The following is a 24,060-nucleotide window of genomic DNA, read 5'->3' as shown; positions in this document are numbered from 1 at the left end:
CCCGCCACCGACCCCGTCGCGTGCCCCGACCCGCCCTCTCGCGGGCGGCGCACGGACCCTCACACCGACGACAAGGACTCGAGACATGGGTTTCTTCACCAAGCCGGACGCCGCCCCGACGAGCCAGAACGCGCCGCTGACGCGCGAGCGGGTCGAGGCGTTCCTCAAGAGCCGCGACTGGAAGTACTTCGTCGACTCCGACGGCGACCTCGGCGGCAACTGGGACGGCAAGGTGTTCTTCTTCTTCCTCATGGGCGAGAAGCAGGAGATCCTCCAGGTCCGCGGCCGGTGGAACCGGACGCTGCCCGCCGCGGCGGAGGCGCAGGTCGTGCTCGTCGCCAACGAGTTCAACCGCGACAAGATCTGGCCCAAGGTCTACACGCGGGTCGAGGACGACCAGGTCGCCGTCTACACCGAGGTCGCGACCGACCTCGAGTTCGGCGCGGCGGACGACCAGCTCGGCCAGCTCGTCGAGTGCGGGCTCTTCACGGGCCTCCAGTTCTTCGACGCGCTCGACGAGCGCTTCCCCGACACGGCGGCGCAGGGCGTGGTCACCGACGGCACCGCCGACGTCGACGCGCGGTGAGCGCGGCGCACGAGCGCGCCGACGGCGGGAGCCACCCGAACGCCACGGCCCCGGGCGGGGACGCGACGGCGGCGTTCCAGGTCGACCTGCGGGGCGTCGTGGACCTCCTCGCCCGGCACCTGTACTCCAGCCCGCGCGTCTACCTGCGCGAGCTCCTGCAGAACGGGGTCGACGCCATCACGGCGCGCGTCGCCCTGGAGGGCCCGGAGACCCCGAGCCGCATCCTGCTGCGCCCGCTGCCTGACGGTGGTCTCGAGGTGCACGACTCGGGCGTCGGCCTGACCCGCGACGAGGCGCAGGAGCTGCTCGCGACCATCGGGCGCAGCTCCAAGCGCGACGTGGAGCTGGGCTCGGGGCGCGAGGAGTTCCTGGGCCAGTTCGGCATCGGGCTGCTCTCGGCGTTCATGGTCGCCGACGAGATCGAGCTCGTGTCGCGCTCCGCCCGCCCGGCGCCCTCGGGAGGACGCGCGGCCCCGGTCCGCTGGCGGGGCCGCGCGGACGGGCGGTACGAGCTCGTCGAGCTGGGCCCGGACGACCCGGACGCGCCCGCGGGGCCGGGGAGCGTCGTGCGGCTGCGCCCGCGCCGGGACACCGAGCACTGGCTCGCACCGGAGACGGTGGTCGCGCTCGCGCAGGACTTCGGCTCGCTCCTGCCCGTCGAGCTGCTCGTCGAGACGCGTCTCGACGGCGAGGCCGCGGACGGCGTGGACGCCCCCGTCGTGCTGCGCCGGCTGAGCGTCGACGAGCTCCCCTGGCGCGCCGCGCACCCGACGCCCGCCGCGCGCGACGCGGCCCTGACGGGCTACGCCGAGCGGACGCTGGGATTCGGGCCGCTCGCCCGGATCGACCTCGACCTGCCCCTCGCAGGCCTGTCCGGCGTGGCGTACGTGCTCCCGGCCGCGGTCGCGCCGACGACCACGGCGCGGCACCGGGTCTACCTCAAGCGCATGCTGCTCGGCAGCGCGGTCGACGACCTGCTGCCCCCGTGGGCGTTCTTCGTCCGGTGCGTCCTCGACGCGTCCGTGCTGCGGCCGACCGCGTCGCGCGAGGGCCTGTACGAGGACGAGGTCCTGCTCGCGACCCGGGACGCGCTCGGCGCGCAGGTCCGCCGGTGGCTGCTCGAGACGCTCGCGGCGGACACCGTCCTCGCGCGACGCTTCCTGGAGACCCACCACCTCGCGGTCCGGGCCCTCGCGCTCACCGACGACGAGATGCTCGACGTCGCGGCGCGCGTGCTGCCGTTCGAGACGACCGCCGGGGCCGGGACGCTCGCCGACCTCGCGGAGGCGCACCCGGAGGGCCGCCTGCTCTACACCTCGAGCGTCGAGGAGTTCCGCCGGATCGCCCCGGTCGCGGCCGCCCAGGGCCTGGCCGTCGTCAACGGCGGGTACGTCTACGACGCGGACCTGCTCGAGCGCGTCGCGGCGCGGTTCCCGCAGTGGCGGCTGTCGCCGGTCTCCGCCACCGACGTCGCGCACGGCCTCGCCGAGGTCGAGCCCCTGCGCGAGCTCGAGGTCGCGGAGGCGCTCGCGTCGGTCGACGCCGCGCTCGCCGACCAGGACTGCGACGTCGTGCTGCGCCGGTACGAGCCGGAGGCCCTGCCCGCGATGCTGCTGCACGACCGTGACGGCGACCACGCGCGGGAGGCGGCCCGCGTGGCCGAGACGGACGACCTGTGGGGCGAGATCCTCGCGGGTCTCAGCGGCCCGGCCCGCCCCCGTCGGCTGGTCCTCAACGACGCGAACGACACGGTGCGCGACCTGCTCGCGAGCCCCGACGCCGAGGTCCGTGCCGCGGGGGCCCGGTCCCTGTACGTCACCGCGGTGCTGGCGTCGGGCAAGGCGCTCCAGCCCGTCGAGGCCGCGCTCATGAACGACTCGCTGTCGCTCCTGCTGGCCCGTGCCCTCGCGCGCCCCCGCACCGAGCAGCACACCGACCAGCACACCGACGAGGAGAACCGATGACCCGGTCCGTGGACCAGGTGAACGCCGCGCTGTACGACGTCCGCCGCATGCCCTACGGCCTCGCCCGCTCCACGGCCGCCGCGGCCGAGGTCGAGCGCGTCGAGGCCGAGGGGCCGGACGGGGCGCGCGCGTACGCGCTCTTCGTCCTCGTCGAGTCCTTCGTCTGGGGTGGCGAGGTCACCAAGGCCTACCTGCCGTTCACCAAGATGCTCCGCTGGTGGGACGAGCACCCCGAGCACTTCGACGCCGAGGACGCGCACTCGCTCTTCTGGTCGTTCAAGTGGATGGTCGGGCACCTCATGGAGTTCCCCTCGGTTCCCGCCGCACAGATCGAGCGCACGCTCGACGACATGGCGCGGCGCTACGCGCTCGCGGGGAACGGGACGAACGCCGTCGAGCTGGAGCGCTTCGAGTGGGCCCGCGAGCGGGGCGGCGCGGACGTCGAGGACGCCTATCGCGCCTGGGTCGCGACCCCGCGGGACGAGTACTCCCAGTGCGAGGCGTGCGAACCGGGCGATCGCGCCGCGTACCTCTTCGAGACGGGCCGCCACGAGGAGGGCATCCGGCTCCTCGAGCAGGTGCTCCAGGGGTCGCCCTCGTGCGCCACGGAGCCAGGTGACATGCTCTCCCACCTCCAGCTCGCGTACCTGGAGGTGGGAGACGCCGAGGCCGCCGCACGCACGCACCGGCGCGGCCTGCGACACCTCGACACCGGTGTGTCGATGACGGGGCCGAAGGGCCGGCACGTCGAGTTCCTCGCGCGCACGGGCAACGCGTCGCGCGCGCTGCGCCTGCTCGGCGAGCACCAGGCGTTCCTCACCGAGGCCGACTCGCCGGGCGACCGCCTCGGCTTCCTCACGAGCGTGAGCGTCGCGACGGGCGTGCTGCGGGCCGAGCACGCGGACGCGCCGCTGGCCCTGCGCGACGTGCCCGCGTCGACCGTCGCGGAGCTCGACGACTGGGTCCGCCGCGAGGCGGCCGAGCTCGCAGCCTCGTTCGACGCCCGCAACGGCACGCTCGCGGCGTCCCAGCGTCTGCGGGCCGCGTGGGACCACGGGTCGCACACGGTCCCCGTCGACCTCTCGGTCCTGTCGGCCGCGCCGGTGCCCGGAGCGGGCGACCCGGTCGGTCTCGCGGTGGACGACGGCGCGGCGGACGTCCGGGCGGCGTCCTCACCGGGCGGCACGACCCCGTCGCTCCCCGGCGGCGCGACCGGGGCAGACCCCGGTACGGAGCACGGCTCCGGGCACGTCGGGCACGCCGCGGCCGAGCCCAGCGACGCCGACGGGCTGCTCCGGCTCGCCGACGACGTCGCGGGCGAGGACCCGGTGCGTGCGGCGCAGCTCCTGCGGCGCGCGTCGACGCTCCTGGAGTCGGCGGGCCACCTCGACCGGGCCGGGTTCGCGCTCGCCGAGGCGGCCCAGCTCGCCGCGGTCGAGGGCGACGCCGAGGGCGCCGCCCCGGCGTTCGTGCACGCCCTCGCGCTCGTCCGCGCGGGCGGGGTCCCACCCCGGTTCGTCGGCCCCGTCGTCCGTGCGTACGCCCGGCTCGAGGCCGAGCGTGGCGACGTGACCGGAGCGCTCGCGCAGCTCCAGCGCACGCTGGACGACCTCGACGCAGCCGGGTCCGCCGTCGCCGAGCAGGCCCCCCGTGCTGCCGACCTCGTCGAGCGGGACGCGGCGGCCGACGCGCAGGAGCGTCGCGACCTGCGGGACACCCGAGCCCGGCTGCTGGCGACCGCGGGAGAGCTCGACGCCGCCGCGACGCTCGCCGAGGACGTGGCAGAAGAGTTCGCGCGCGCGGGGCAGGTCGGCGACGCCGCTCACGCGTTCTGGCTCGCGGGGCGCTCGCGCTGCGAGGCCGGTGCCGACGCCGAGGCCGTCGACCTCCTCGAGTCCGCGATGGAGGGCTTCGCGATCGTCCACGACCGCGACGCCCGGACGCTGGTGGCGAACGAGCTCGTCGCGACCCTGCGTCGCCTCGGTCGCGAGCAGGACGCGGCGGCCGTCGGAGCGGGGCTCAGCGGCTGACGGGCCTGCCGGCCGGGGCGGTGGGAGCGACGTCGTCGTACCAGCGCACCTCGTAGTGGTGCTGCTCGTACTCGCCCGTCGCGACGTGACGGTGACCGGCGTCGGGCGCGGCGCCGAACCCGGCGAGCACCGCGTCGGGCGCCGCGGCCCGCGGGTCGTGCACCACGACGAGGCGCGCGCCCTGCCGGGCGAGGCTCGCGCCGAGCGCGTGCGCGGCGGGCGGGTCGGCGTCGTCGAGCTCGACGACGTCGACGGGGCCCGTCCAGCCCGCGCCGGCCAGCGCGAGAAGCCCCACCGACGCGGCCGTCCCCGCTACCGGGCGGTCCTGCGTACCCGGACGTGTCGCGACGGCCCACGTGGTGTCGAGCCAGGGGTCCGCGACGCCCGCCGCCGCGAGCGACGCCCGCGCCGGACCCCGCGTCTTCGCCGCTCCCGGCGCGACGACGACCACGGGCGCGGTCCCGTCCCCCCGCACGAGCCGGACACCGTCCACGAGTCGGACCAGCGCCGCGAGCGCCGCCGCGCGCGTGTCGTCGAGCACCGTGCTGCCGCCCGCGGCGCCGGGGACGAGGAGCGGGGTACCGGGCAGGACGACGGCGCGGACGGTCACGGGCCCACCGTAGCCGTCGTTGCGACGACCTCGGGCCGACCCGGAGGCCAGCGCCGGACGGCAGCGGCCGGAGGTGCCCCACGGGGTGCACGCGGCGATGCGGCGCGACCGTGCCGTCCCGACGTCGCGCAGCGGTCTGCGCGACCCGGGTGCGCCGCCGCGAGCGCCCGCGGACGAGGTCCGCGATGCGACGTCCAGGGGCGCGCGCGAGTACGGTGGGTGGGTGAGGTTCTTCGGGGCGCGGGACGACGACGACCGGCGGGACGGTGATCCCGGCGAGGTTCCGGACGGCGGGGCGGTACCCGGCCGCGCCGGGGACGAGCTGCAGTCGCAGGTCGAGGACCTCCTGGCGCGAGAGCTGGGACAGGTCGCGACCGACGTGCTGCGCCCCCCGACCCCGCTGGCGCTCTCCCGGGTCGTCGAGTGGATCACGGACAGCGGCTACAGCTACTTCGTCGACTCCGACGGTGACGTGGGCGGGCTGTGGCACGGCCGCCTCTTCTACTTCCTGCTCTTCGGCCACGGTGACGAGATCCTCCAGGTCCGCGGCCAGTGGAACCGCGACCTCGCGCTCGAGCGGCTGGAGGAGATCCTCGAGTTCTGCAACGAGTGGAACGCCGACCGGATCTGGCCCAAGACGTACACGCGCGTGCGCGACAACGGGATGATCCAGGTCTTCACCGAGGTGACCGTCGACCTCGAGCACGGGGTGACGGACGACCAGCTCGACCAGCTCCTCCAGTGCGGGTTGAGCACCGGGTCGATGTTCTTCGACGCGCTCGACGAGTTCTACCCCGACCCCGCGAGGCAGGCGCCATGACGCAGGCCCGCACCAACTGGTTCACGCGCCTGTTCGGCAACCGCCGGCCGAAGGCGCCCGACTCGCTCCCCCGCGAGGAGGAGCTGCCGCGCGCGCTGTCGATGGCGCGCATCGGCGACCACCTCACGCGCCGCGGGTACCACTTCCGCGTGGACGACGACGGCGACATCACCGGGACGTGGGACGGGCACCGGTTCTGGTTCCTGCTGCTCGGCGACCGTTCCGAGATCCTCCAGGTCCGGGGCCGCTGGTCGACGTCGCTCCCCCTCGAGTCGCGGCTCGTGACCCTCCAGGCCGTCAACGACTGGAACCGCGAGCGCATCTGGCCCAAGGTCTACGTCCGCGAGGAGGCGGGCCGGCTCGCACTCTACGCGGAGGTCTCCGTGGACCTCGAGCACGGCGCGACGGACGACCAGCTCGCGCAGACCGTCTCGTGCGGTCTCGGGACCGCCGTGCAGCTCTTCCACGCCATCGGCGCGCAGCTGCCCCCGGGAACGCTGGACGGCTGACGACGGCCGTCGACATCGGCTCACGATCGCGGCTCTGACGCCCGGTCGCGCTCGACGCCGACCTACCCGTCCTGCCTGACCCGCCCGCGCTCGACGTCGGACGTCCGGGGGTTCAGGCGCGGAGCGTGGGGAGGCCCAGGACGACGGGGCCGGACGGGGCGCCGCCGCCGTGTCCGTGCCCGTGGTCGTCTTCGCCCCCGCCGAGGCGGGCGCGCTCGCGCGTCGCCCAGGCGTCGCCGGAGCGGGTGCGGCGCACCGCGAACGTGCCGCCCGCGAGCGCCGAGTCGGCGATGAGGTGGTGGGGGGCCGAGCGCGTGACCTCCACCGTCACGACGTCGCCGGGCCGCGGCAGGCGAGGGTCGAGGCCGTCCGCGAGGCGCGGGTCCGCGGACCCGGGCGTCGCGGCGGACGACGCCGCGGCGACGGCGGGCGCCGTGGGCACGACGTCCGCGGGGAGCGCGAGGTGGACGAGCCGGTTGTCGGGGGCGCGACCGGTCACGCGGTGCGTCGCGCCGTCCTTGCGGCCGGCGCCCTCGCCGACGAGAACGTCGATCGTCCGGCCGACCTGACGGGCCGACTCCTCGCCCGCGATGCGCTCCTGGAGCGCCTGTAGCCGCTCGAAGCGCTCCTGCACGACCTCCTTGGGGAGCTGGCCGTCCATCGTCGCGGCGGGCGTCCCGGGGCGGGGCGAGTACTGGAACATGAAGGCCGAGGAGAAGCGGGAGGCCTCGACGACGCGCATCGTCTCCGCGAAGTCCTCCTCGGTCTCCCCGGGGAACCCGACGATGATGTCGGTCGTGATCGCGGCGTCCGGCATCACGGCGCGCACGCGGTCGAGGATGCCGAGGAAGCGCTCGGAGCGGTAGGAGCGGCGCATGGCGCGCAGGATCCGGTCGGAGCCCGACTGGAGCGGCATGTGGAGCTGGGGCATGACGTTCGGCGTCTCGGCCATCGCCGCGATGACGTCGTCGGTGAACGCGGCCGGGTGCGGCGACGTGAAGCGCACGCGCTCGAGGCCGTCGATCGTCCCGCACGCGCGCAGCAGCTTGGCGAACGCGCCGCGGTCGCCGAACTCCACGCCGTAGCTGTTCACGTTCTGGCCGAGCAGGGTGACCTCGATGGCTCCTGCCTCGACGAGCGCCCCGACCTCGGCGAGGACCTCGCCCGGGCGACGGTCGCGCTCCTTGCCGCGCAGGTGCGGGACGATGCAGAACGTGCACGTGTTGTTGCAGCCGACGCTGATCGAGACCCAGCCGGCGTAGACCGACTCGCGCTTGGTCGGCAGCGTGGACGGGAAGACCTGGAGCGACTCGGCGATCTCGACCTGCGCGGCCTCGTTGTGGCGCGCCCGCTCGAGCAGCACGGGCAGCGCGTCGAGGTTGTGCGTACCGAACACGACGTCGACCCACGGCGCCTTCTCGACGATCGTGCCGCGGTCCTTCTGGGCGAGGCACCCGCCGACGGCGATCTGCATGCCGGGCCGCGCGGCCTTCACCGAGGCGAGCTGGCCGAGGTTCCCGTAGAGGCGCGTCGCGGCGTTCTCCCGCACCGCGCACGTGTTGATCACGACGACGTCGGCGCGGTTCGCGGCCTCGTCGTCCGCGCTCGCGCGCGTGTATCCCGCCTCCTCCAGCATCCCCGCCATGTGCTCGGAGTCGTGGACGTTCATCTGGCAGCCGAGCGTGCGGACGACGTAGGTGCGCGGGTGCGCGTCGTCGACCGGCGCACCGAGGGTGGCACCGGGTGCGAGTGCGGCCGGGACGGGGGCGGGGGCGATCGTGGACATCACCGTCCAGGGTACGGCGCCGGGTGCCGTGTTACTGAACTGTTGCCCGACTGTTGCCGGATGAGGTGGCACCGTGCAACAGAAGGGACATAGTATCCAGGAATGGCCGACGAAACCTCTTCGCCGTCCGACGCGCAGCGCAGCGCGCAGGACGCTCAGCCCCTCCCCGCCGAGCAGGTCCTCGGTGAGCCGCTCGTCGAGCTGCGCGACGTCAACAAGCACTTCGGGGACCTGCACGTGCTGCGGGACATCAACCTCACGGTCCGGCGCGGCGAGGTGCTCGTCGTCATCGGACCGTCCGGCTCCGGCAAGTCGACGCTGTGCCGCGCGATCAACCGGCTGGAGACCATCGACTCCGGGGAGATCCGCGTCGACGGGCAGCCCCTGCCCGAGGAGGGCAAGGAGCTCGCCCGCCTGCGTTCCGACGTCGGCATGGTCTTCCAGTCCTTCAACCTCTTCGCGCACAAGACGATCCTCGACAACGTCACGCTCGGCCCCGTCAAGGTGCGGCGTGAGAAGGGGAAGGTCGCGAAGGACCGCGCCCTCGCGCTGCTCGACCGCGTCGGCGTGATGAACCAGGCGCAGAAGATGCCCGCCCAGCTCTCCGGCGGGCAGCAGCAGCGCGTCGCCATCGCCCGCGCGCTCGCGATGCAGCCCAAGGTCATGCTCTTCGACGAGCCCACCTCGGCGCTCGACCCCGAGATGATCAACGAGGTCCTCGACGTCATGGTCGCCCTCGCCAAGGAGGGCATGACGATGATCGTCGTCACGCACGAGATGGGCTTCGCCCGCAAGGCCGCGAACCGGGTCGTCTTCATGGCCGACGGCCAGATCGTCGAGGAGGCCCACCCCGAGGAGTTCTTCACGGCGCCCAAGAGCGACCGCGCCAAGGACTTCCTCTCGAAGATCCTCACCCACTGAAGCACGCCGGGCGCCCACGGGCCCGGCCCGACAGCCCCAGAACCCGGTCGACCGTCGAGGCACACCTTCGACGGGCGGCCACCACTCACGAAGGGTAGGAACGATGCGCACACGACACGCAGGTGCTGCCGTGCTGGCCGCTCTCACCGCGCTCACGCTCGCGGCGTGCGGCGGCGGCGAGGTCGGCGGCGAGGACACCGCGACCGACGGGGCCACCGACTCGGGCGACACCGGCGGTGGCGCCGAGGGCTCGATCAAGATCGGCATCAAGTTCGACCAGCCGGGTCTCGGGTACCAGGACGGCTCCAGCTACACGGGCTTCGACGTCGACGTCGCCACGTACGTGGCGGGGGAGCTCGGGTACGGCGAGGACCAGATCGAGTGGGTCGAGGCGCCGTCCGCCCAGCGCGAGACGATGCTCCAGACCGGTCAGGTCGACATGATCTTCGCGACCTACTCCATCACCGACACGCGCAAGGAGACGGTCGCGTTCGCCGGGCCGTACTTCGTGGCCGGGCAGGACCTGCTCGTCGCCGAGGACAACACGGACATCACGGGGCCGGAGTCGCTCGAGGGCAAGAACCTGTGCTCCGTCACGGGCTCGACGTCGGCGCAGCGCATCAAGGACGAGTACGCCGCGGGCGTGCAGCTCCTCGAGCGCCCCGGGTACGCCGAGTGCGTCACCGCGCTCACCGCGGGCCAGGTCGACGCCGTCACGACCGACGACATCATCCTCGCGGGCCTCGCCGCCCAGCCCGCCAACGCGGGCAAGGTCAAGGTCGTCGGGGCGCCGTTCTCGACCGAGCGCTACGGCGTCGGGCTCCCCCAGGACAACGACGTCTGCGAGGACGTCAACGCCGCGATCGAGAAGATGATCGAGGACGGCTCCTGGGAGGAGTTCGTCACGAAGAACACCGAGGGCACCGGGTACACGCCCAACGCCAGCGAGAACCCGCCGACGGTCGACCCCTGCGCCTGACCGTCCACGGTCGGGGGAGCCGCGCGCGGGTGCGCCGCTCCCCCGGCCACCGGGCCGTCGACGCGGCCCGGCACGTACCCTCCCGGAGGACCACCAACCGTGGGTGACTACCTGTCGCAGACCTGGGCGCTCGCCCGGGAGTACGACGTGCTCGGCGCGTTCTGGGTCAACATCCAGCTGACGTTCTGGGCCGCGATCCTCTCGCTCGTGCTCGGCACGGCGCTCGCGCTCATGCGGATCTCCCCCGTACCGAGCCTGCGCTGGGCGGGGACCGCGTACGTCAACGTGTTCCGCAACACCCCGCTGACGATCATCATGACGTTCATGGTGCTGGGCCTGTGGGGACAGCTCAACGTCACGCTCGCCCCCGACTTCGCGGCGAACTTCTTCCGGCTCGCCGTCGTGGGCCTGGCGATCTACCACGCCGCGTTCGTGTGCGAGTCGATCCGGTCGGGCGTCAACACGGTGCCGATCGGCCAGGCGGAGGCGGCGCGGGCGATCGGCCTGTCGTTCCTGCCCGCGGCGCGGCTCATCATCCTGCCTCAGGCGTTCCGCGGCTCGGTCGCGCCGCTCGGCAACACGCTCATCGCGCTGCTGAAGAACTCCACCGTCGCGGCGGCGGCGAGCGTCACGACCGAGACCTCGAGCCTCATGAAGACGATGATCGAGTTCAACTCGAACTACATCTACGGGATCTTCCTGACGTTCGCGATCGGCTACGTCATCCTCGTCATCCCCATCGGCCTGCTCACCACGTCCCTCTCCAACCGACTGGCGGTCCGCCGATGAGCACCCAGCAGTCCGTCCTCTTCGACGCCCCAGGTCCCCGCGCGCGCCGCGCGATCCTGCTGGGCAACATCGTCGGCGCCATCGTCGTCCTCGGGGTCGCCGCGCTCGTGCTCGTGGCGCTCGGCAACAAGGGCCAGCTCGCCCCGGAGCTGTGGTCGTCGCTGTTCACGGCCGACGCCTGGCAGTACTACTTCATCCCCGGTCTCCAGAACACGCTGCGGGCCGCCGGGTTCGCCATCGTGGGCGCGCTCGCGTTCGGGCTCCTGTTCGGCACCGGCCGGCTCTCGCACCTGCGCGCCGTGCGCGTCGTGAGCGGCATCGTGGTCGAGTTCTTCCGGGCGGTGCCCGTGCTGCTCATGATGATCTTCTTCTGGCTGCTCCTGGGCTTCAACAACGTCGACGACGCGCCGTTCCTCGCCGTGGTCTTCGCACTCGTGCTCTACAACGGTTCCGTCATCGCCGAGCTCGTGCGGTCGGGCGTCGGCAACCTCCCCAAGGGGCAGGGCGAGGCCGGGCTCGCGATCGGGCTCACCCAGGGTCAGACGCTGCGCTCGGTCCAGCTCCCCCAGGCGCTCATCGCGATGCTCCCCGCACTCGTCTCGCAGCTCGTCGTCGTCCTCAAGGACTCCGCGCTCGGGCAGATCATCACGTACAACGAGCTCCTGCGGGCCGCGCAGCTCTACGGCGTCGGCAACGGCAACATCCTGCAGTCGCTCGTGCTCGCCGCCGTGATCTTCATCGTCATCAACTGGATGCTCACGCTCGTGGCGCGGTGGCTCTCCCGCTTCCTCAGCGGCCGCACGGCCGGCGCGACCGCCGCCGGCCCCGGCATCGGCAACCCCACGGTCGTCGCGGGCGGACCGACCGAGGACGCCCCCGCCGTCTCCGCGACCCGCTGACGGCCTCAGTCGAGCGGGGGTCCGGAGGCCTCGGCGTCGAGCTCCCGCTGGACGATCTCGAACGCCAGCGACGGGCTGTAGCCCTTGCGGGCGAGCGCCCCGACGGTCCGGCGCACCCGCACGTCGCGGTCGAGGCCGCGCGTGCGGGCGAGGCGCGTGCGGGCGAGCTCCAGGGCCGCATCGGCCTCGGAGTCGTCGTCGACCTGCTCGAGCGCCGCTGCGCCGACCTCGCCGTCGATGCCGCGTCGCCGCAGCTCGGTGGAGATCGCCCGGCGTGACAGTCCGCGCTCGGCGTGCCGGGTGCGGACGATCATCTCGGCGTACTGCGCGTCGTCGACGAGACCGACCTCCTCGAACCGGTCGAGGATCGGCAGGACGACGTGCTCGGGATAGCCCTTGCGCGCGAGAGACTGCGCGAGCTCGGCGCGGCTCTTGGGTGCGGCCGTGAGGATGCGCAGCACCGTCTCTCGCGCGCGCTCGGCGAGGTCGGCGTCGCTGATCTCGCCGCGCTCCACGAGCTCGTGCAGGGTCGGGCGCGGGCGCCGCACGGCCTTGCGGCCGGCGCGGCGCCCGTCGTCCTCCTCGGACGGGCCTGACGGCCCGAAGCCGTCCTCGCCGTCCTGCTCGTCGATCAGAACGGCGACTTCTTCCCCTTCGCGGCCGCGGCCGGGGCCTTCGCCGCGGCGGGCGCGGCCGCGCCGTCGGCCGGGACCGTCACGCCCGCGGCCGGGTCGGCCGGAGCGTCGATCTTGGCCCCGACGCCGAGCTTCTCCTTGATCTTCTTCTCGAGCTCGTTGGCGAGGTCCGGGTTGTCGCGCAGGAACGAGCGCGCGTTCTCCTTGCCCTGACCGAGCTGGTCGCCGCCGTAGGTGAACCACGACCCGGACTTGCGCACGAACCCGTGCTCCACGCCCATGTCGATGAGGCCACCCTCGCGGGAGATGCCGACGCCGTAGAGGATGTCGAACTCGGCCTGCTTGAAGGGCGGCGCCATCTTGTTCTTGACGACCTTGACGCGGGTCCGGTTGCCGACCGCGTCGGTGCCCTCCTTGAGCGTCTCGATACGACGGATGTCCAGGCGGACGGACGCGTAGAACTTCAGCGCCTTGCCACCGGTCGTCGTCTCGGGCGAGCCGAAGAACACGCCGATCTTCTCGCGGAGCTGGTTGATGAAGATCGCGGTGGTCCCGGAGGCGCTGAGCGCACCCGTGATCTTGCGCAGCGCCTGCGACATGAGGCGGGCCTGGAGACCGACGTGGCTGTCACCCATCTCGCCCTCGATCTCCGCCTTGGGCACGAGGGCCGCGACGGAGTCGATGACGATGATGTCGAGCGCACCCGAGCGGATCAGCATGTCCGTGATCTCGAGCGCCTGCTCGCCGGTGTCCGGCTGGGAGACCAGGAGCGCGTCCGTGTCGACGCCGAGCTTCTTGGCGTACTCCGGGTCGAGGGCGTGCTCGGCGTCGATGAACGCCGCGATGCCGCCCGCGCGCTGCGCGCTCGCGACGGCGTGCAGCGCGACGGTCGTCTTGCCGGAGGACTCCGGTCCGTACACCTCGATGACGCGACCGCGCGGCAGACCGCCGATGCCGAGCGCGATGTCGAGCGCGATGGAACCCGTGGGGATGACCTCGACGGGGGCGCGGCCCTCCTCGCCGAGGCGCATCACGGAGCCCTTGCCGAAGCTCCGGTCGATCTGGGCGAGGGCTGCCTCGAGCGCCTTCTCGCGGTCTGCGGGTGCGGGCATGTCAGTCCACCTTCGGTTCGACGTTCATCTGTTCGTTGTGGCCCGACGCTACGGGCAGCCACCGACACGCGGCTTCCGGCGACCCTCGAGCCTGTGGACCGTCGTGCCGGACCGGCGTCCTGGACCCGCCGGAGCGCGCCCTGTGCACAACTCTAGCCGAACACGTGTTCGATCCGGGAACCCGCCCCGGCGTGTCACGACCGCGCCGCTCACGCGTCGTCGGACGACGACCACGACTCCCCCGGGCGCAGGACCACGACGCGGGTCCCGGGCGCCTCGCGCTGCGCGGCCGCCTCGAACGCCGCCCCCGCGTGGTCCATCCAGCCGCGCGGGAGGTGCCGCCCGCCCGGCGCGTGGAGCGTGCCCCAGTGGACCGGGATCGCGACGCCCACGCCCACCTCGGCGCACACGCGCGCCGCCTGCGCGGGGCCGAGGTGCCCGCCCGACAGGCGCGGACCCCACCCGCCGACCGGCACGAGCGCGACGTCCACCGGACCGCCCGCGAGCGCCGGCAGGTGGACCATGTCCGGGTAGTGCTCGGTGTCCCCGACCGCCCACACCCGCACGCCGCCCGGGCCGTCCGCTCGCACGAGGTGCCCGTTCGCCGCGTTGGGCCGGTGCGGCATCGGCCGGTGCCCGTGCACCGCCGCCACCAGGCGCACCTCGACCCCCGCCGCGTCCGGCCCGACCGCGTGCCACGCGTCGTCGAGCCCGACCCCGCGCAGGCCCTTGGCGCGCAGCCACCGCGCGTTCGCCGGGGCCGTGAGCACGGGCGCGTCGCCGAGGAGGCGCAGCGAGCGCACCTCCGCGTGGTCGTGGTGCAGGTGGGACAGCAGGACGGCGTCGCTGTCCTGCCACGCCGCGGCGGGCCGCTCCCCGCGCCGCCGCAGCATCCCCGCGTGCCGGTGCAGGAGCGGGTCGGTGACGAGGCGCACGCCCGGCGCCCCCGCGCGGCCGGACCGCACGTCGAGGACGACGCTCGAGTGGCCGAGCCACGTCACGCGGACGCTCACGGCTCCCCCACCCGCCGCCCCACGTCGCCCGCCGCCGGGGCGACGGACCGCACGCCGAGGTCGACGAGCCACGCCACGAGGCGCCGGTGCACCGCCTCCGCGCCGACGAGCATCGGCGTGCCGTCCACGTCCTCGAGCTCGTCGTCGGGCAGCTCGAGGTGCGCGGGGCGCAGCAGGACGGCCTCGTTCTGGGCTCCGCCGAGGCCGCCGTGCGAACCGACCAGCCCTTCGAACGCGTGCACCATCCCGACGTCGTCCACGCGCGAGACGAGCACGAGGTCGCCCGCGTCCTCGAGCCCCGCCACGCGCAGCAGGTCCGCCGCCGCGCGCGACCCGTGGCCCGCGAGCGGGTCCTCGCCCACGACCTCCCCGGTCCGCAGGTCGCGCGAGCCGCCACGCCCGTGGGCACGCACCTCCCCGCCCGCACCGCGCTCGACGACGACGCCGACGGCCGGGTTCGCGACGAGACCCGGGAGCAGCCGCGGCCACCGTTCGCGCACCTCGTCGCCCGTGAGCCGGCGGGGCTCGCGGGGGAACCAGACCATGCCCAGGTTGCCCGACCCCACGACCGCGACCTCCGGGAGCTCGGGCAGCGCGGCGTCCTCGGCGCCGGGGTGCCGCTCGCTCCGGTCCGGACCGACCATCATGCGCCCGTGGCCCGGACGAGCACCGTCGTCCTCGCCCGACGCCCCGGGCCGCAGCGCGTTGAGGGCGGTGTTGGCCGGGCCCCACGACTCGCTGTCCGGCGAGGTGGCCCGACGCCGTCCCTCGGCTCGGGCGGCCTCCCCGCCGCGGCGGACCCCGGCGCGCGGGCCGGGCTCGGGCGCCATGAGGCGCCGGACCTCGTCGAGGAAGGACCGGCCCTCGACCTGCTCGAACGTGGCGCCGAGCGACTGCCCGTGGTCGGACAGCACGACGACGTCGTAGCGGCGGGGTGCGACGGCGGCGACCTGCTCCCAGAGCCCGACGACCCGGTCGAGGCCCTCCAGCGCGCGCAGCGACTCGGGGCGCAGCGGCCCGGCGTGGTGGGCGATCTCGTCGTAGTCGACGAGGTCGACGCACACCACCGGCGCCCCGCGCACGAGCTGCTCCGCGACGAGCGTCGTGTTGAGGTCGCGCAGCACGACGTTCGTCACCGCGCGCAGCACCGGGTACCAGCCGAGGCGCGACACCCGGGGCTCGACGCCCCGCACGGCCTGCTGCCAGCCCTGGTAGAGCTCCTTGAAGAACTCCCCGAGCGCGACGACGACCGCGCGCACGAGCACGAACGGGCTCGCGAAGAAGTGCACGAACATCTGGCCGGGCCCGAGCCCCTCGCGCGCACGGCTCATGACGAGCAGGCTCGTCGCGGCGTCGCCGGAGAACATGGTCGAGACGGCGACGCCGCCACCTGCGAGCAGGCCCGCGCCGTCGCTCGTCCGGGCCTCGACCGCCGCCGCGTCGGCGGGCCGGTTCGTCACGACGAGCCGGCCGAGCGCGCGCGACCACCAGCGGAACGCGGGCACGTGGTCCGTCGAGCCGTGCAGGAGGCCGATCGTGGAGGCCGGCGTCGTCGCGGGCACGCGCGCCCACCATGTCGTGAGGTGGTGGCTCCCGCTGCCCAGCCAGCGCGCGAGCGTCGGGGCGAGCCCGGCCTGGAGCGCGTAGTCGAGCGTCGGGCGCGCGACGCCGTCGAGCAGGACGACGAGCAGTCCCGCCGGGCGCTCGCCCGCACCCGCGGTCCCCGGGTCGCGTCGCGGCACGCCGGCCTGCCGGCGCGCCCTCCGGAGCAGGTCGCCGAGGACGTACTCGTTGTCGCTCGCCCCGACCACCCAGCGCCCGAGCGCCATGAGGACGGCCGCGAGCACCAGCACCGCGAGCACGTCCACCCACGAGCCGCTCCGGAAGCCCGGCAGGTACGTGAGCGCCGCCCACGCGACCGCGAGCTGGGCCACCACGCCGGACACGAGCGCGCCGACCACGCCGAACCGGTGCGCCAGACGCCGGAGCACGGGGCGCAGGAGCACGTCGCCCAGCCCGACCGCGAGCGCCGCGAGGACGAGCGACCACGGGTTGGTGACCTCGACCCCGGGGACGAACCAGATCGCGAGCCCGAGGCCGACGGTCGTCGAGACGAGCGACCAGACGGCTCCGCGCACGTCGGCCACGGTCACGCGGACCGCGGCACGGCCTCGGGCAGGAGCGCTCATGCGGCCATCATCGCGGCGCGCGGCCCGTCGCGCTCCTCGGCCGTCCCCAGTCGGCCGGCGCCGGCGGGGTCAGCGGCGGGGCGGGGCCTGGCGGTGGTCGTCGTGGCCCCAGCGCCGCGCCTCGGGTACGTCGAGCGCGTCGCACAAGGCGTGCCAGACGACGCGCGGCTCGACGCCGTCCTCGAGCGCCTGGGCGGCCGTCCGGTCGTCGAGCGCGGACAGCACCTGCTCGCGGACGTAGGCGCGTCCCAGGGACGCGCCGAACACCTCGTCGACCAGCTCGGAGAACTCGCGGTAGCGCACGGGACCAGCCTCCCACGCCGCGCGCACTCCCGGTCCGCGGCCGAGCGCTGCGTCCGTGCGCGAGCGATGCGTCCCGGGACGCCTCGCTCGCACGCCGACGCAGCGCTCGGACGACTGAGCTCGCGCGGGCGGGCCGACGGTCTCCCGTCACGCGGCGCGTGTGGGTGGTCGCGGCGAGAATGGGCCCGTGACCACGGACCTGCTCGCTCGCTTCGCCGCGCCCACGCGCGCCTGGTTCTCGGGCGCGTTCGACGCCCCGACCGCGGCGCAGGCCGGCGCGTGGGACGCGGTGTCGAGCGACCGGCACGCGCTCGTCGTCGCCCCGACCGGGTCGGGCAAGACGCTCGCGGCGTTCCTGTGGTCGCTCGACCGGATCATGAGCGCGCCCGCGGCCGGCGAGGTCGCACGCGAGCAGCGCTGCCGCGTCGTGTACGTCTCGCCGCTCAAGGCGCTCGCCGCGGACGTCGAGCGCAACCTCCGCTCCCCGCTCGCGGGCATCCGCCAGGCGGCGGTGCGGCTCGGGCTCGAGGTGCCGGACGTCGTCGTCGGCACCCGCACGGGCGACACGCCCACGAGCGAGCGCCGCCGTCTCGCGACGCACCCGCCGGACATCCTCATCACGACGCCCGAGTCGCTGTTCCTCGTGCTGACCTCGCAGGCGCGCGCGGGGCTCGCGGGCGTCGAGACCGTGATCGTCGACGAGATCCACGCCGTGGCGGGGACCAAGCGCGGCGCGCACCTCGCGGTGTCGCTCGAACGTCTCGACGCCTTCCTCGAGGCGCAGGACCGCCCGCCCGCGCAGCGCATCGGGCTCTCGGCGACGGTCCGCCCCGTCGAGGCCGTGGCGACGTTCCTCGGCGGCCACCGCCCGGAGGCGGAGGCGGGTCGCGAGGTCGTCGTCGTGCAGCCGCCCGCGAGCAAGCGCATCGAGGTCGACGTCGTGGTGCCCGTCCCCGACCTCGCGGACCTGGGCACGGCCGCCCTGGTGCCCGACGCCGGTGCGCGCCCGGGCACGGAAGCGGGCGTGGCCCGTGGCGCGGCGTCCGGAGCGACGACCGCGGGCGGGCTGCCGCCCCTGCCGCCAGGCGAGCGGGACCTGTCCGGGCCCGCGACGTCCCGACCGACCGGGGCGCCGGACGTCCGGCCGCAGCGTCCGTCGGTGTGGCCGCACGTCGAGGAGCGCGTCGTCGACCTCGTCGCCGACCACCGCTCGACCCTGGTGTTCACGAACTCCCGACGCGGCGCCGAGCGCCTCACGGCGCGCATGAACGAGGTGTGGGCGGAGCGCCAGGGCGAGGACGTGCTCGACCCGGGGACGATCACCGCTGCCCAGGTGCAGGCGCAGTCGGGCGCGAGCTCCGGCGTCGAGCCGGTCATCGCCCGCGCGCACCACGGGTCGATGAGCCGGGCGGAGCGTACGCGGACGGAGACCGAGCTCAAGGACGGCCGCCTTCCCGCGGTCGTGGCGACGTCGAGCCTCGAGCTCGGCATCGACATGGGCGCGGTCGACCTCGTCGTGCAGGTCGGCGCCCCGCCGTCGGTCGCGTCCGGGCTCCAGCGCATCGGGCGCGCGGGGCACCAGGTGGGGGCCGTGTCGCACGGCGTCGTGTTCCCCACGCACCGGGGTGACCTCGTGCCCTCCGCGGTCGTCGCCGAGCGCATGCGCACCGGCGGCATCGAGGAGCTGCACGTGCTCGCGAACCCGCTCGACGTGCTCGCGCAGCAGGTCGTGGCCATGGTCGCGGTCGACGAGTGGACGGTCGCGGAGCTCGCCACCGTGGTGCGGCGCAGCGCGCCGTACGCCCACCTGGGCGACGCCTCGCTGCACGCGGTGCTCGACATGCTCGCGGGGCGGTATCCGAGCGAGGACTTCGGCGAGCTGCGCGCGCGCATCGTGTGGGACCGCGCGTCGGGCCGGCTCACGGGGAGGCCGGGCGCCCTGCGCCTCGCCGCGACGAGCGGCGGGACCATCCCCGACCGCGGGATGTACGGCGTGTTCCTCGCGACGGACGCCGGGACGGGCACCGTCGCGGGCGACCCGGACACCGCGGGCGGGCGCGCCCCGCGCGGCGGCAAGCGCGTCGGCGAGCTCGACGAGGAGATGGTCTACGAGTCGCGCGTCGGCGACACGTTCACGCTCGGGTCGAGCACCTGGCGCATCGAGGACATCACGCCCGACCGCGTGCTGGTCACGCCCGCGCCGGGCATCCCCGGGCGCCTGCCCTTCTGGAAGGGCGACTCCCCCGGGCGCCCCGCCGAGCTCGGCCGGGCGCTCGGCGCCTGGGTGCGCGAGACCGACGCGCTCGCGGCGGACGACCACGACGCCGCGGCCGACCGGCTGCGCGCCGCCGGGCTCGACGCGTGGGCGAGCGACAACCTCCTCGCGTACCTCCGCGAGCAGCGCGACGCGACCGGGCGCGTGCCCGACGACCGGACGGTCGTCGTCGAGCGGTTCCGGGACGAGCTCGGCGACTGGCGCGTCGTCGTGCACTCGCCGTACGGGGCCAAGGTCCACGCGCCGTGGGCGCTCGTGCTCGCCGCGCGGCTGCGCGAGCGGTACGGGGTCGACGCCGCGGCGATGCACGCCGACGACGGCATCGTCCTGCGGCTGCCGGACACGGGCGACTCGTGGCTCGAGGGATCGACCGACGGGTCGGGCGGCCTCGGCGGGGACGCGCCCGTCGTCGGCGTGGAGGACCTGCTGCTCGACCCGGACGACGTGCTCGACGCGGTGCGCGACGAGCTCGGGGGATCGGTCATGTTCGCCTCCCGGTTCCGCGAGGCCGCGGCGCGCGCGCTCCTGCTCCCGCGGCGCCGCCCGGACCGCCGCCAGCCGCTGTGGCAGCAGCGCCAGCGCTCGGCCCAGCTCCTGTCGGTGGCGTCCGAGTACCCCGAGTTCCCGATCGTGCTCGAGGCGGCGCGCGAGTGCCTCCAGGACGACTTCGACGTCGCGGCGCTCACCGAACTCATGCGCGACCTCGCGGCGGGGCGCGTGCGCCTCGTCGAGGTCACGACGCCCACGCCCTCACCCTTCGCGCAGTCCCTCCTCTTCGGGTACACGGCGCAGTTCCTCTACGACGGCGACGCCCCCCTCGCGGAGCGCCGCGCCGCCGCGCTGTCTCTCGACCCCACGCTGCTCGCCGAGCTGCTGGGCGGCGACGGCGTCGCGGCCCAGCTCGCCGACCTGCTCGACCCGGCGCAGATCGAGCGGACCGAGGCCGAGCTCGGTGCGCTCGCGCCCGAACGGCAGGCCCGGCACGCCGAGGACGTGTGGGACGTGCTGCGCCGGCTGGGACCGCTCACGGACGCCGAGGTCGTGGCCCGCACGCGCGAGGACGTGCGCGACGCCGCGGCCGGCTGGCTCCGCGAGCTCGAGTCCGCCCGGCGCGTGATGCGCGTCCGGATCGCGGGCGTGGACCCCGACCGGGCGCAGCAGTGGGCCGTCGTCGAGGACGCCGGGCGCCTGCGCGACGCGCTGGGCGTCGCGCTGCCCGTCGGCATCCCCGAGGTGTTCACCGAGCCCGTCCCCGACCCGCTGGGCGACCTCGTGCGCCGCCACGCGCGCACGCACGGCCCGTTCACCGCCGCCGACCTCGCCGCGCGCCTCGGCCTCGGCGTCGCCGTCGTCGTGCAGACGCTCGAACGGCTCGAGTCGGCACGGCTCGTCGTCCGGGGACGCCTGCGGCCCGAGTCGATCGGCGGCACCGGGGACGACTGGTGCGACGCGGAGGTGCTGCGCGTGCTGCGACGCCGCTCGCTCGCGGCGCTGCGCGCGGAGGTGGAGCCGGTCCCCGCGGAGACCCTGGGCGTCTTCCTGCCGCGGTGGCAGGGGCTCGGGGCGCTGCGCGGGACCGACGGCCTGCTGCGCGTCGTCGAGCAGCTCTCGGGGGCCGCCGTGCCCGCGTCGGCTCTGGAGACGCTCGTCCTGCCGTCCCGCGTCACCGACTACACGCCGACGATGCTCGACGAGCTGACGACGACCGGAGAGGTCGTCTGGTGCGGCCACGCGGCCCTCCCGGGGTCCGGTGGCGGCGACGGGCTCGTCAGCCTGCACCTCGCGGAGTGGGCGCCGCTCACGCTCCCGGACCCCGGGCCGGCGCCCGAGGCCGGGCTGCACGCGACCCTCCTCGACCTGCTCGACGGCTCGGGCGGGTACTTCCTCCCACGGCTCGCGGAGCGGGCGGGCGCGGACGTCGGCCCGACGCTCGAGGCGTTGTGGGACCTCGTGTGGTCCGGCCACGTGACGAACGACGGGCTGGGCTCGCTGCGCGCGCGGCTCGGCGCCGGGGGCGGCGCCCACCGTGCCCCGCGCACGCCGGCGCGCGCGCGTCCGGTCGGCCGCGGCCGGTTCGCCGGGCTCCGTCCTCCGGTCTCCCCCGACACGAGCCTGCGCGGGGGCGCCGGCCGCTGGTCGGCGCTGCCCGCGCGCGAGGCCGACCTCACCCGCCGGGCGCACGCGCTCGCGCGCGTCCTGCTCGACCGCCACGGCGTGCTCACGCGCGCCGTCGCGCCCGCCGAGGGCGTCGCTGGGTCGTTCCGCGCGGTGTACCGGGTGCTCAGCGAGCTGGAGGCGACCGGGGCCGCACGGCGCGGGTACTTCGTCGAGCACCTCGGCGGCTCGCAGTTCGCGCTCCCGGGCGCGGTCGACCAGCTCCGGACCGACGGACAGGACCGCGAGCGCGCGCTCGAGGCGGCCGCAGCCCGCGGGCTGCGCCGTGCACCCGGTGGCGGTCTCGCCACGGCGTCCGGCGACCCGATGCTCGACGACCCGATGCTCGACGACCCGGTGCTCGGCGGCACCCGGTCCGCGCGCGGCGGTCCGCGCCCGGGCGCCGTCCTCCTCGCCGCGACCGACCCCGCCAACCCGTTCGGCGCGGCGCTGCCGTGGCCGGCGCGGCCGTCCCCCGTCGGGAACGGTGCCGCGACCACCACGACCGTCGCGTCGCACGGCGGCGGCGGTGCCGTGCCGGCGGACCGCGCCGCGACCGGTGCCGACACGTCGCGCGGGCACCGTCCCGGGCGCAAAGCCGGAGCCGTCGTCGTGCTGAGCGACGGCGACCTCGCGCTGTACGTCGAGCGCGGGGGCCGGTCCGTCCTGTCGTTCGTCGACGGCCCGCGGCTCGCGGAGGCGAGCGCCGAGCTCGTCCGGGCGGTCCGCGCGGGGCGGCTCGGCAAGGTCGTCGTGCAGCGGGTGGACGGCGTCGAGGCGCTGGCCGGTGCGGGCACCACGGCCACGTCCGCCGACGACGCGGTGCGCGCGCTCCTCGACGCCGGGTTCCGCGCGACGCCGCGCGGGCTGCGGGCGGCCTGAGGTGACGGCCGAGGGCACGGGGCGCGCTCGCCGCCGCCCCCTCGCGACCGCCAGGGGGTGCGGGCGTGCCCGAGGGTGACATCCTGCGCCTCGTGTCCGCGCGGCTCGACGAGGCCCTCGCCGGCCGGGTCCTCGTGCGCGCGGAGCTGCGCTGGCCGAGCGCCGCCGAGGTCGTCCTGACCGGCCGGACGGTCGTCGAGAACGTGGCGTACGGCAAGCACCTCTTCACGCGCCTGGACGACGGCCGGTCGCTGCACACCCACCTGCGCATGGAGGGTTCGTGGCGCATCGCACGTACGGGTGCGCGGGACGCGCGCGGCGCGGAGCCGAACGTGCGCGTGGTGCTCGCGAACGAGTGGTGGACCGCGGTCGGGAACCGGATCGGCATGCTGCACGTGCTGCGCACCGCGGACGAGCGGGTGATCGTCGGGCCCCTCGGACCCGACGTGCTCGGCGACGACTTCCCGGAGACCGGCCTGCCCGAGGCGGTCGCGCGCCTGCGGGCCGACGACGCGGCGGGCGGGAGCGGCCCCCGGCACCGGCCGGGGCGGGCCGTGACCGGCGTCCCCGTCGCGGAGGCACTCCTCGACCAGCACCTCGTCGCGGGGATCGGCACGATCTACACCGCGGAGTCGCTCTTCGCCGAGCGCGTCTACCCGTGGACGCCCGTGCGCGACGTCGAGGACCTGGAAGGGCTGCTCCTCACGGCCCGCGCGCTCATGCAGCGCACCGTGCGGCACGGGTTCGACCCGCGTGCCGGCGTCGTGCGCCACGTGCACGGGCGCACACGAAAGGCGTGCCACGTGTGCGGCACGCCTGTCGTCGAAGGTACGGCGAACGAGCCGCCGTACGACCGTCCGGTCTTCTGGTGTCCGACGTGCCAGGCGCCGCCCGCGAACCGGTGACGGTGGCGTCGCTGCCCCGGCACCTGCTCCGGGTCGACCCGGCGTCGACCGTCAGCCGACGGGCTGAAGGTCCTCTCGTCGCGCCGTGCCCTCGGGGTTCTGCCGTCCGAGCACCGCGGTCGCGAAGTCGGCCGGGATGGTGTCCGGGATCAGCAGACCCTCGGCGACCGCGACCCGGTCGCTGACCTCGCGCAGCACCAACGACATCGGGATGTCGAGCGCCTCGCAGATGGAGCCGAGGAGCTCCGACGACGCTTCCTTCTGACCGCGCTCGACCTCGCTGAGGTAGCCCAGCGAGACCCGTGCGGCCGAGGACACCTCTCGCAGGGTGCGCCCCTGTCGCTGGCGAGCGTCTCGCAGCACGTCCCCGATCTCTCGTCGAAGAACAATCATCTGGCGACCCCCTTCCGTGTCCCGTGCGCCCCCGGGAGCCGGTGTGGCCCCCACCTGGGTGCGCGAACTGCTCGTGCCGGTCTTCCTGTTCACTGCCCCGCGTGACGGGGTCGTCCTACCGTACCCCGCCCGCGGTCCGCTCACGTCTCCGGTGCGGCGTGCCGGACCGGCCGTCGGCGCGTTGTCCGTGCGGCCCACCGGTCGGTTGACGGTCCTGTTGGCGATCACGTGCTGTGCAACGTCCCGACGTGGGGCCTTGTTCCCGCGGCCGCCTGCCCGGCGTACCCCGCGCGGTACGTTCACGAC

General features: G+C 74.9%; 19 protein-coding genes. 11 read left to right on the top strand and 8 right to left on the bottom strand.

Going from position 1 to position 24,060, the window contains the following annotated elements; all coding sequences use genetic code 11:
- The first annotated feature begins 85 nt into the window (after positions 1 to 85).
- The 3 genes from CCE02nite_RS10875 to CCE02nite_RS10865 all read left to right on the top strand — a co-directional run bounded on the left by CCE02nite_RS10875 (position 86) and on the right by CCE02nite_RS10865 (position 4,580).
- Positions 86 to 586, top strand: a complete 501-nt coding sequence (locus CCE02nite_RS10875) for a type III secretion system chaperone family protein (protein WP_141389662.1) — start codon at positions 86 to 88, stop codon at positions 584 to 586.
- 98 nt (positions 587 to 684) lie between these two features.
- Positions 685 to 2,550: an HSP90 family protein gene (locus CCE02nite_RS10870; RefSeq protein ID WP_443092603.1), complete on the top strand. Its 1,866-nt coding sequence runs from the start codon at positions 685 to 687 to the stop codon at positions 2,548 to 2,550.
- Positions 2,547 to 4,580: a hypothetical protein gene (locus CCE02nite_RS10865; RefSeq protein ID WP_141389660.1), complete on the top strand. Its 2,034-nt coding sequence runs from the start codon at positions 2,547 to 2,549 to the stop codon at positions 4,578 to 4,580. The genes CCE02nite_RS10870 and CCE02nite_RS10865 overlap by 4 nt, the downstream gene beginning before the upstream one ends.
- On the opposite strand, the gene CCE02nite_RS10860 is transcribed toward CCE02nite_RS10865, so the two are convergent.
- A complete protein-coding gene (locus CCE02nite_RS10860) occupies positions 4,570 to 5,190 on the bottom strand; it encodes a hypothetical protein (protein ID WP_141389659.1) in 621 nt (206 codons plus the stop codon). The genes CCE02nite_RS10865 and CCE02nite_RS10860 overlap by 11 nt on opposite strands.
- Before the next feature lie 223 nt (positions 5,191 to 5,413).
- On the opposite strand from CCE02nite_RS10860, the gene CCE02nite_RS21015 reads away from it, so the two are divergent.
- Positions 5,414 to 6,010, top strand: a complete 597-nt coding sequence (locus CCE02nite_RS21015; RefSeq protein WP_371861918.1) for a type III secretion system chaperone family protein — start codon at positions 5,414 to 5,416, stop codon at positions 6,008 to 6,010.
- Positions 6,007 to 6,519, top strand: a complete 513-nt coding sequence (locus CCE02nite_RS10850; protein ID WP_141389658.1) for a type III secretion system chaperone family protein — start codon at positions 6,007 to 6,009, stop codon at positions 6,517 to 6,519. Before CCE02nite_RS21015 ends, CCE02nite_RS10850 begins: the two co-directional genes overlap by 4 nt.
- Positions 6,520 to 6,631: 112 nt before the next feature.
- On the opposite strand, the gene miaB is transcribed toward CCE02nite_RS10850, so the two are convergent.
- The gene (miaB, locus tag CCE02nite_RS10845) at positions 6,632 to 8,305 is read right to left on the bottom strand and encodes a tRNA (N6-isopentenyl adenosine(37)-C2)-methylthiotransferase MiaB (RefSeq protein ID WP_141389657.1); all 1,674 of its coding nucleotides are present in this window, start codon (positions 8,303 to 8,305) and stop codon (positions 6,632 to 6,634) included.
- A 102-nt stretch (positions 8,306 to 8,407) separates the two neighbouring features.
- On the opposite strand from miaB, the gene CCE02nite_RS10840 reads away from it, so the two are divergent.
- The 4 genes from CCE02nite_RS10840 (at position 8,408) to CCE02nite_RS10825 (ending at position 11,893) form a co-directional block, all read left to right on the top strand.
- Entirely contained in the window at positions 8,408 to 9,226 is an 819-nt protein-coding gene (locus tag CCE02nite_RS10840; RefSeq protein WP_082141369.1) for an amino acid ABC transporter ATP-binding protein, read from the top strand.
- Positions 9,227 to 9,329: 103 nt separating this feature from the next.
- Complete coding sequence (locus tag CCE02nite_RS10835) at positions 9,330 to 10,205, top strand: glutamate ABC transporter substrate-binding protein (RefSeq protein WP_141389656.1); 876 nt, start codon at positions 9,330 to 9,332, stop codon at positions 10,203 to 10,205.
- A 99-nt stretch (positions 10,206 to 10,304) separates the two neighbouring features.
- A complete protein-coding gene (locus tag CCE02nite_RS10830) occupies positions 10,305 to 10,994 on the top strand; it encodes an amino acid ABC transporter permease (RefSeq protein WP_141389655.1) in 690 nt (229 codons plus the stop codon).
- A complete protein-coding gene (locus tag CCE02nite_RS10825; RefSeq protein WP_141389654.1) occupies positions 10,991 to 11,893 on the top strand; it encodes an amino acid ABC transporter permease in 903 nt (300 codons plus the stop codon). The genes CCE02nite_RS10830 and CCE02nite_RS10825 overlap by 4 nt, the downstream gene beginning before the upstream one ends.
- A gap of 5 nt (positions 11,894 to 11,898) precedes the next feature.
- Here the strand turns inward: CCE02nite_RS10825 and CCE02nite_RS10820 are convergent, their stop codons facing one another.
- The 5 genes from CCE02nite_RS10820 to CCE02nite_RS10800 form a co-directional block, all read right to left on the bottom strand.
- A complete protein-coding gene (locus CCE02nite_RS10820) occupies positions 11,899 to 12,441 on the bottom strand; it encodes a regulatory protein RecX (RefSeq protein ID WP_255318797.1) in 543 nt (180 codons plus the stop codon).
- Positions 12,442 to 12,524: 83 nt separating this feature from the next.
- Positions 12,525 to 13,640 carry a recombinase RecA gene (gene recA / locus CCE02nite_RS10815; RefSeq protein ID WP_141389653.1) on the bottom strand — a complete coding sequence of 372 codons (1,116 nt, stop codon included), beginning with the start codon at positions 13,638 to 13,640 and terminating at the stop codon, positions 12,525 to 12,527.
- Between the two features lie 209 nt (positions 13,641 to 13,849).
- A complete protein-coding gene (locus CCE02nite_RS10810; RefSeq protein ID WP_141389652.1) occupies positions 13,850 to 14,653 on the bottom strand; it encodes an MBL fold metallo-hydrolase in 804 nt (267 codons plus the stop codon).
- A complete protein-coding gene (locus tag CCE02nite_RS10805) occupies positions 14,650 to 16,842 on the bottom strand; it encodes a phage holin family protein (protein ID WP_141389651.1) in 2,193 nt (730 codons plus the stop codon). Before CCE02nite_RS10805 ends, CCE02nite_RS10810 begins: the two co-directional genes overlap by 4 nt.
- Positions 16,843 to 16,911: 69 nt before the next feature.
- Positions 16,912 to 17,145 carry a DUF3046 domain-containing protein gene (locus tag CCE02nite_RS10800; RefSeq protein WP_141389650.1) on the bottom strand — a complete coding sequence of 78 codons (234 nt, stop codon included), beginning with the start codon at positions 17,143 to 17,145 and terminating at the stop codon, positions 16,912 to 16,914.
- Positions 17,146 to 17,332: 187 nt separating this feature from the next.
- Between CCE02nite_RS10800 and CCE02nite_RS10795 the strand changes: the two genes are divergently transcribed.
- Positions 17,333 to 22,456 carry a DEAD/DEAH box helicase gene (locus tag CCE02nite_RS10795; protein ID WP_141389649.1) on the top strand — a complete coding sequence of 1,708 codons (5,124 nt, stop codon included), beginning with the start codon at positions 17,333 to 17,335 and terminating at the stop codon, positions 22,454 to 22,456.
- Positions 22,457 to 22,521: 65 nt separating this feature from the next.
- Positions 22,522 to 23,361: a DNA-formamidopyrimidine glycosylase family protein gene (locus CCE02nite_RS10790; protein ID WP_141389648.1), complete on the top strand. Its 840-nt coding sequence runs from the start codon at positions 22,522 to 22,524 to the stop codon at positions 23,359 to 23,361.
- A 51-nt stretch (positions 23,362 to 23,412) separates the two neighbouring features.
- On the opposite strand, the gene CCE02nite_RS10785 is transcribed toward CCE02nite_RS10790, so the two are convergent.
- Positions 23,413 to 23,754 (bottom strand): helix-turn-helix domain-containing protein, encoded by a 342-nt coding sequence (locus CCE02nite_RS10785; protein WP_047234712.1) that lies wholly within the window; start codon positions 23,752 to 23,754, stop codon positions 23,413 to 23,415.
- Between the last annotated feature and the right edge of the window lie 306 nt (positions 23,755 to 24,060).

Source organism: Cellulosimicrobium cellulans, from assembly GCF_006539945.1.
In the GTDB taxonomy this organism is placed as follows: domain Bacteria; phylum Actinomycetota; class Actinomycetes; order Actinomycetales; family Cellulomonadaceae; genus Cellulosimicrobium; species Cellulosimicrobium cellulans.
Note: the sequence above shows the minus strand (reverse complement) of the source record. Positions and strands in the feature narration are given on the sequence as shown.

Bases quoted from the DNA above. Each gene is read 5' to 3' on its own strand.
- CCE02nite_RS10875 (WP_141389662.1), top strand. From the start codon at position 86: ATGGGTTTCTTCACCAAGCCGGACGCCGCCCCGACGAGCCAGAACGCG.
- CCE02nite_RS10865 (WP_141389660.1), top strand. From the start codon at position 2,547: ATGACCCGGTCCGTGGACCAGGTGAACGCCGCGCTGTACGACGTCCGC.
- CCE02nite_RS10850 (WP_141389658.1), top strand. From the start codon at position 6,007: ATGACGCAGGCCCGCACCAACTGGTTCACGCGCCTGTTCGGCAACCGC.
- miaB (WP_141389657.1), bottom strand. From the start codon at position 8,305: ATGTCCACGATCGCCCCCGCCCCCGTCCCGGCCGCACTCGCACCCGGT.
- CCE02nite_RS10840 (WP_082141369.1), top strand. From the start codon at position 8,408: ATGGCCGACGAAACCTCTTCGCCGTCCGACGCGCAGCGCAGCGCGCAG.
- CCE02nite_RS10835 (WP_141389656.1), top strand. From the start codon at position 9,330: ATGCGCACACGACACGCAGGTGCTGCCGTGCTGGCCGCTCTCACCGCG.
- CCE02nite_RS10825 (WP_141389654.1), top strand. From the start codon at position 10,991: ATGAGCACCCAGCAGTCCGTCCTCTTCGACGCCCCAGGTCCCCGCGCG.
- recA (WP_141389653.1), bottom strand. From the start codon at position 13,640: ATGCCCGCACCCGCAGACCGCGAGAAGGCGCTCGAGGCAGCCCTCGCC.
- CCE02nite_RS10805 (WP_141389651.1), bottom strand. From the start codon at position 16,842: ATGAGCGCTCCTGCCCGAGGCCGTGCCGCGGTCCGCGTGACCGTGGCC.
- CCE02nite_RS10785 (WP_047234712.1), bottom strand. From the start codon at position 23,754: ATGATTGTTCTTCGACGAGAGATCGGGGACGTGCTGCGAGACGCTCGC.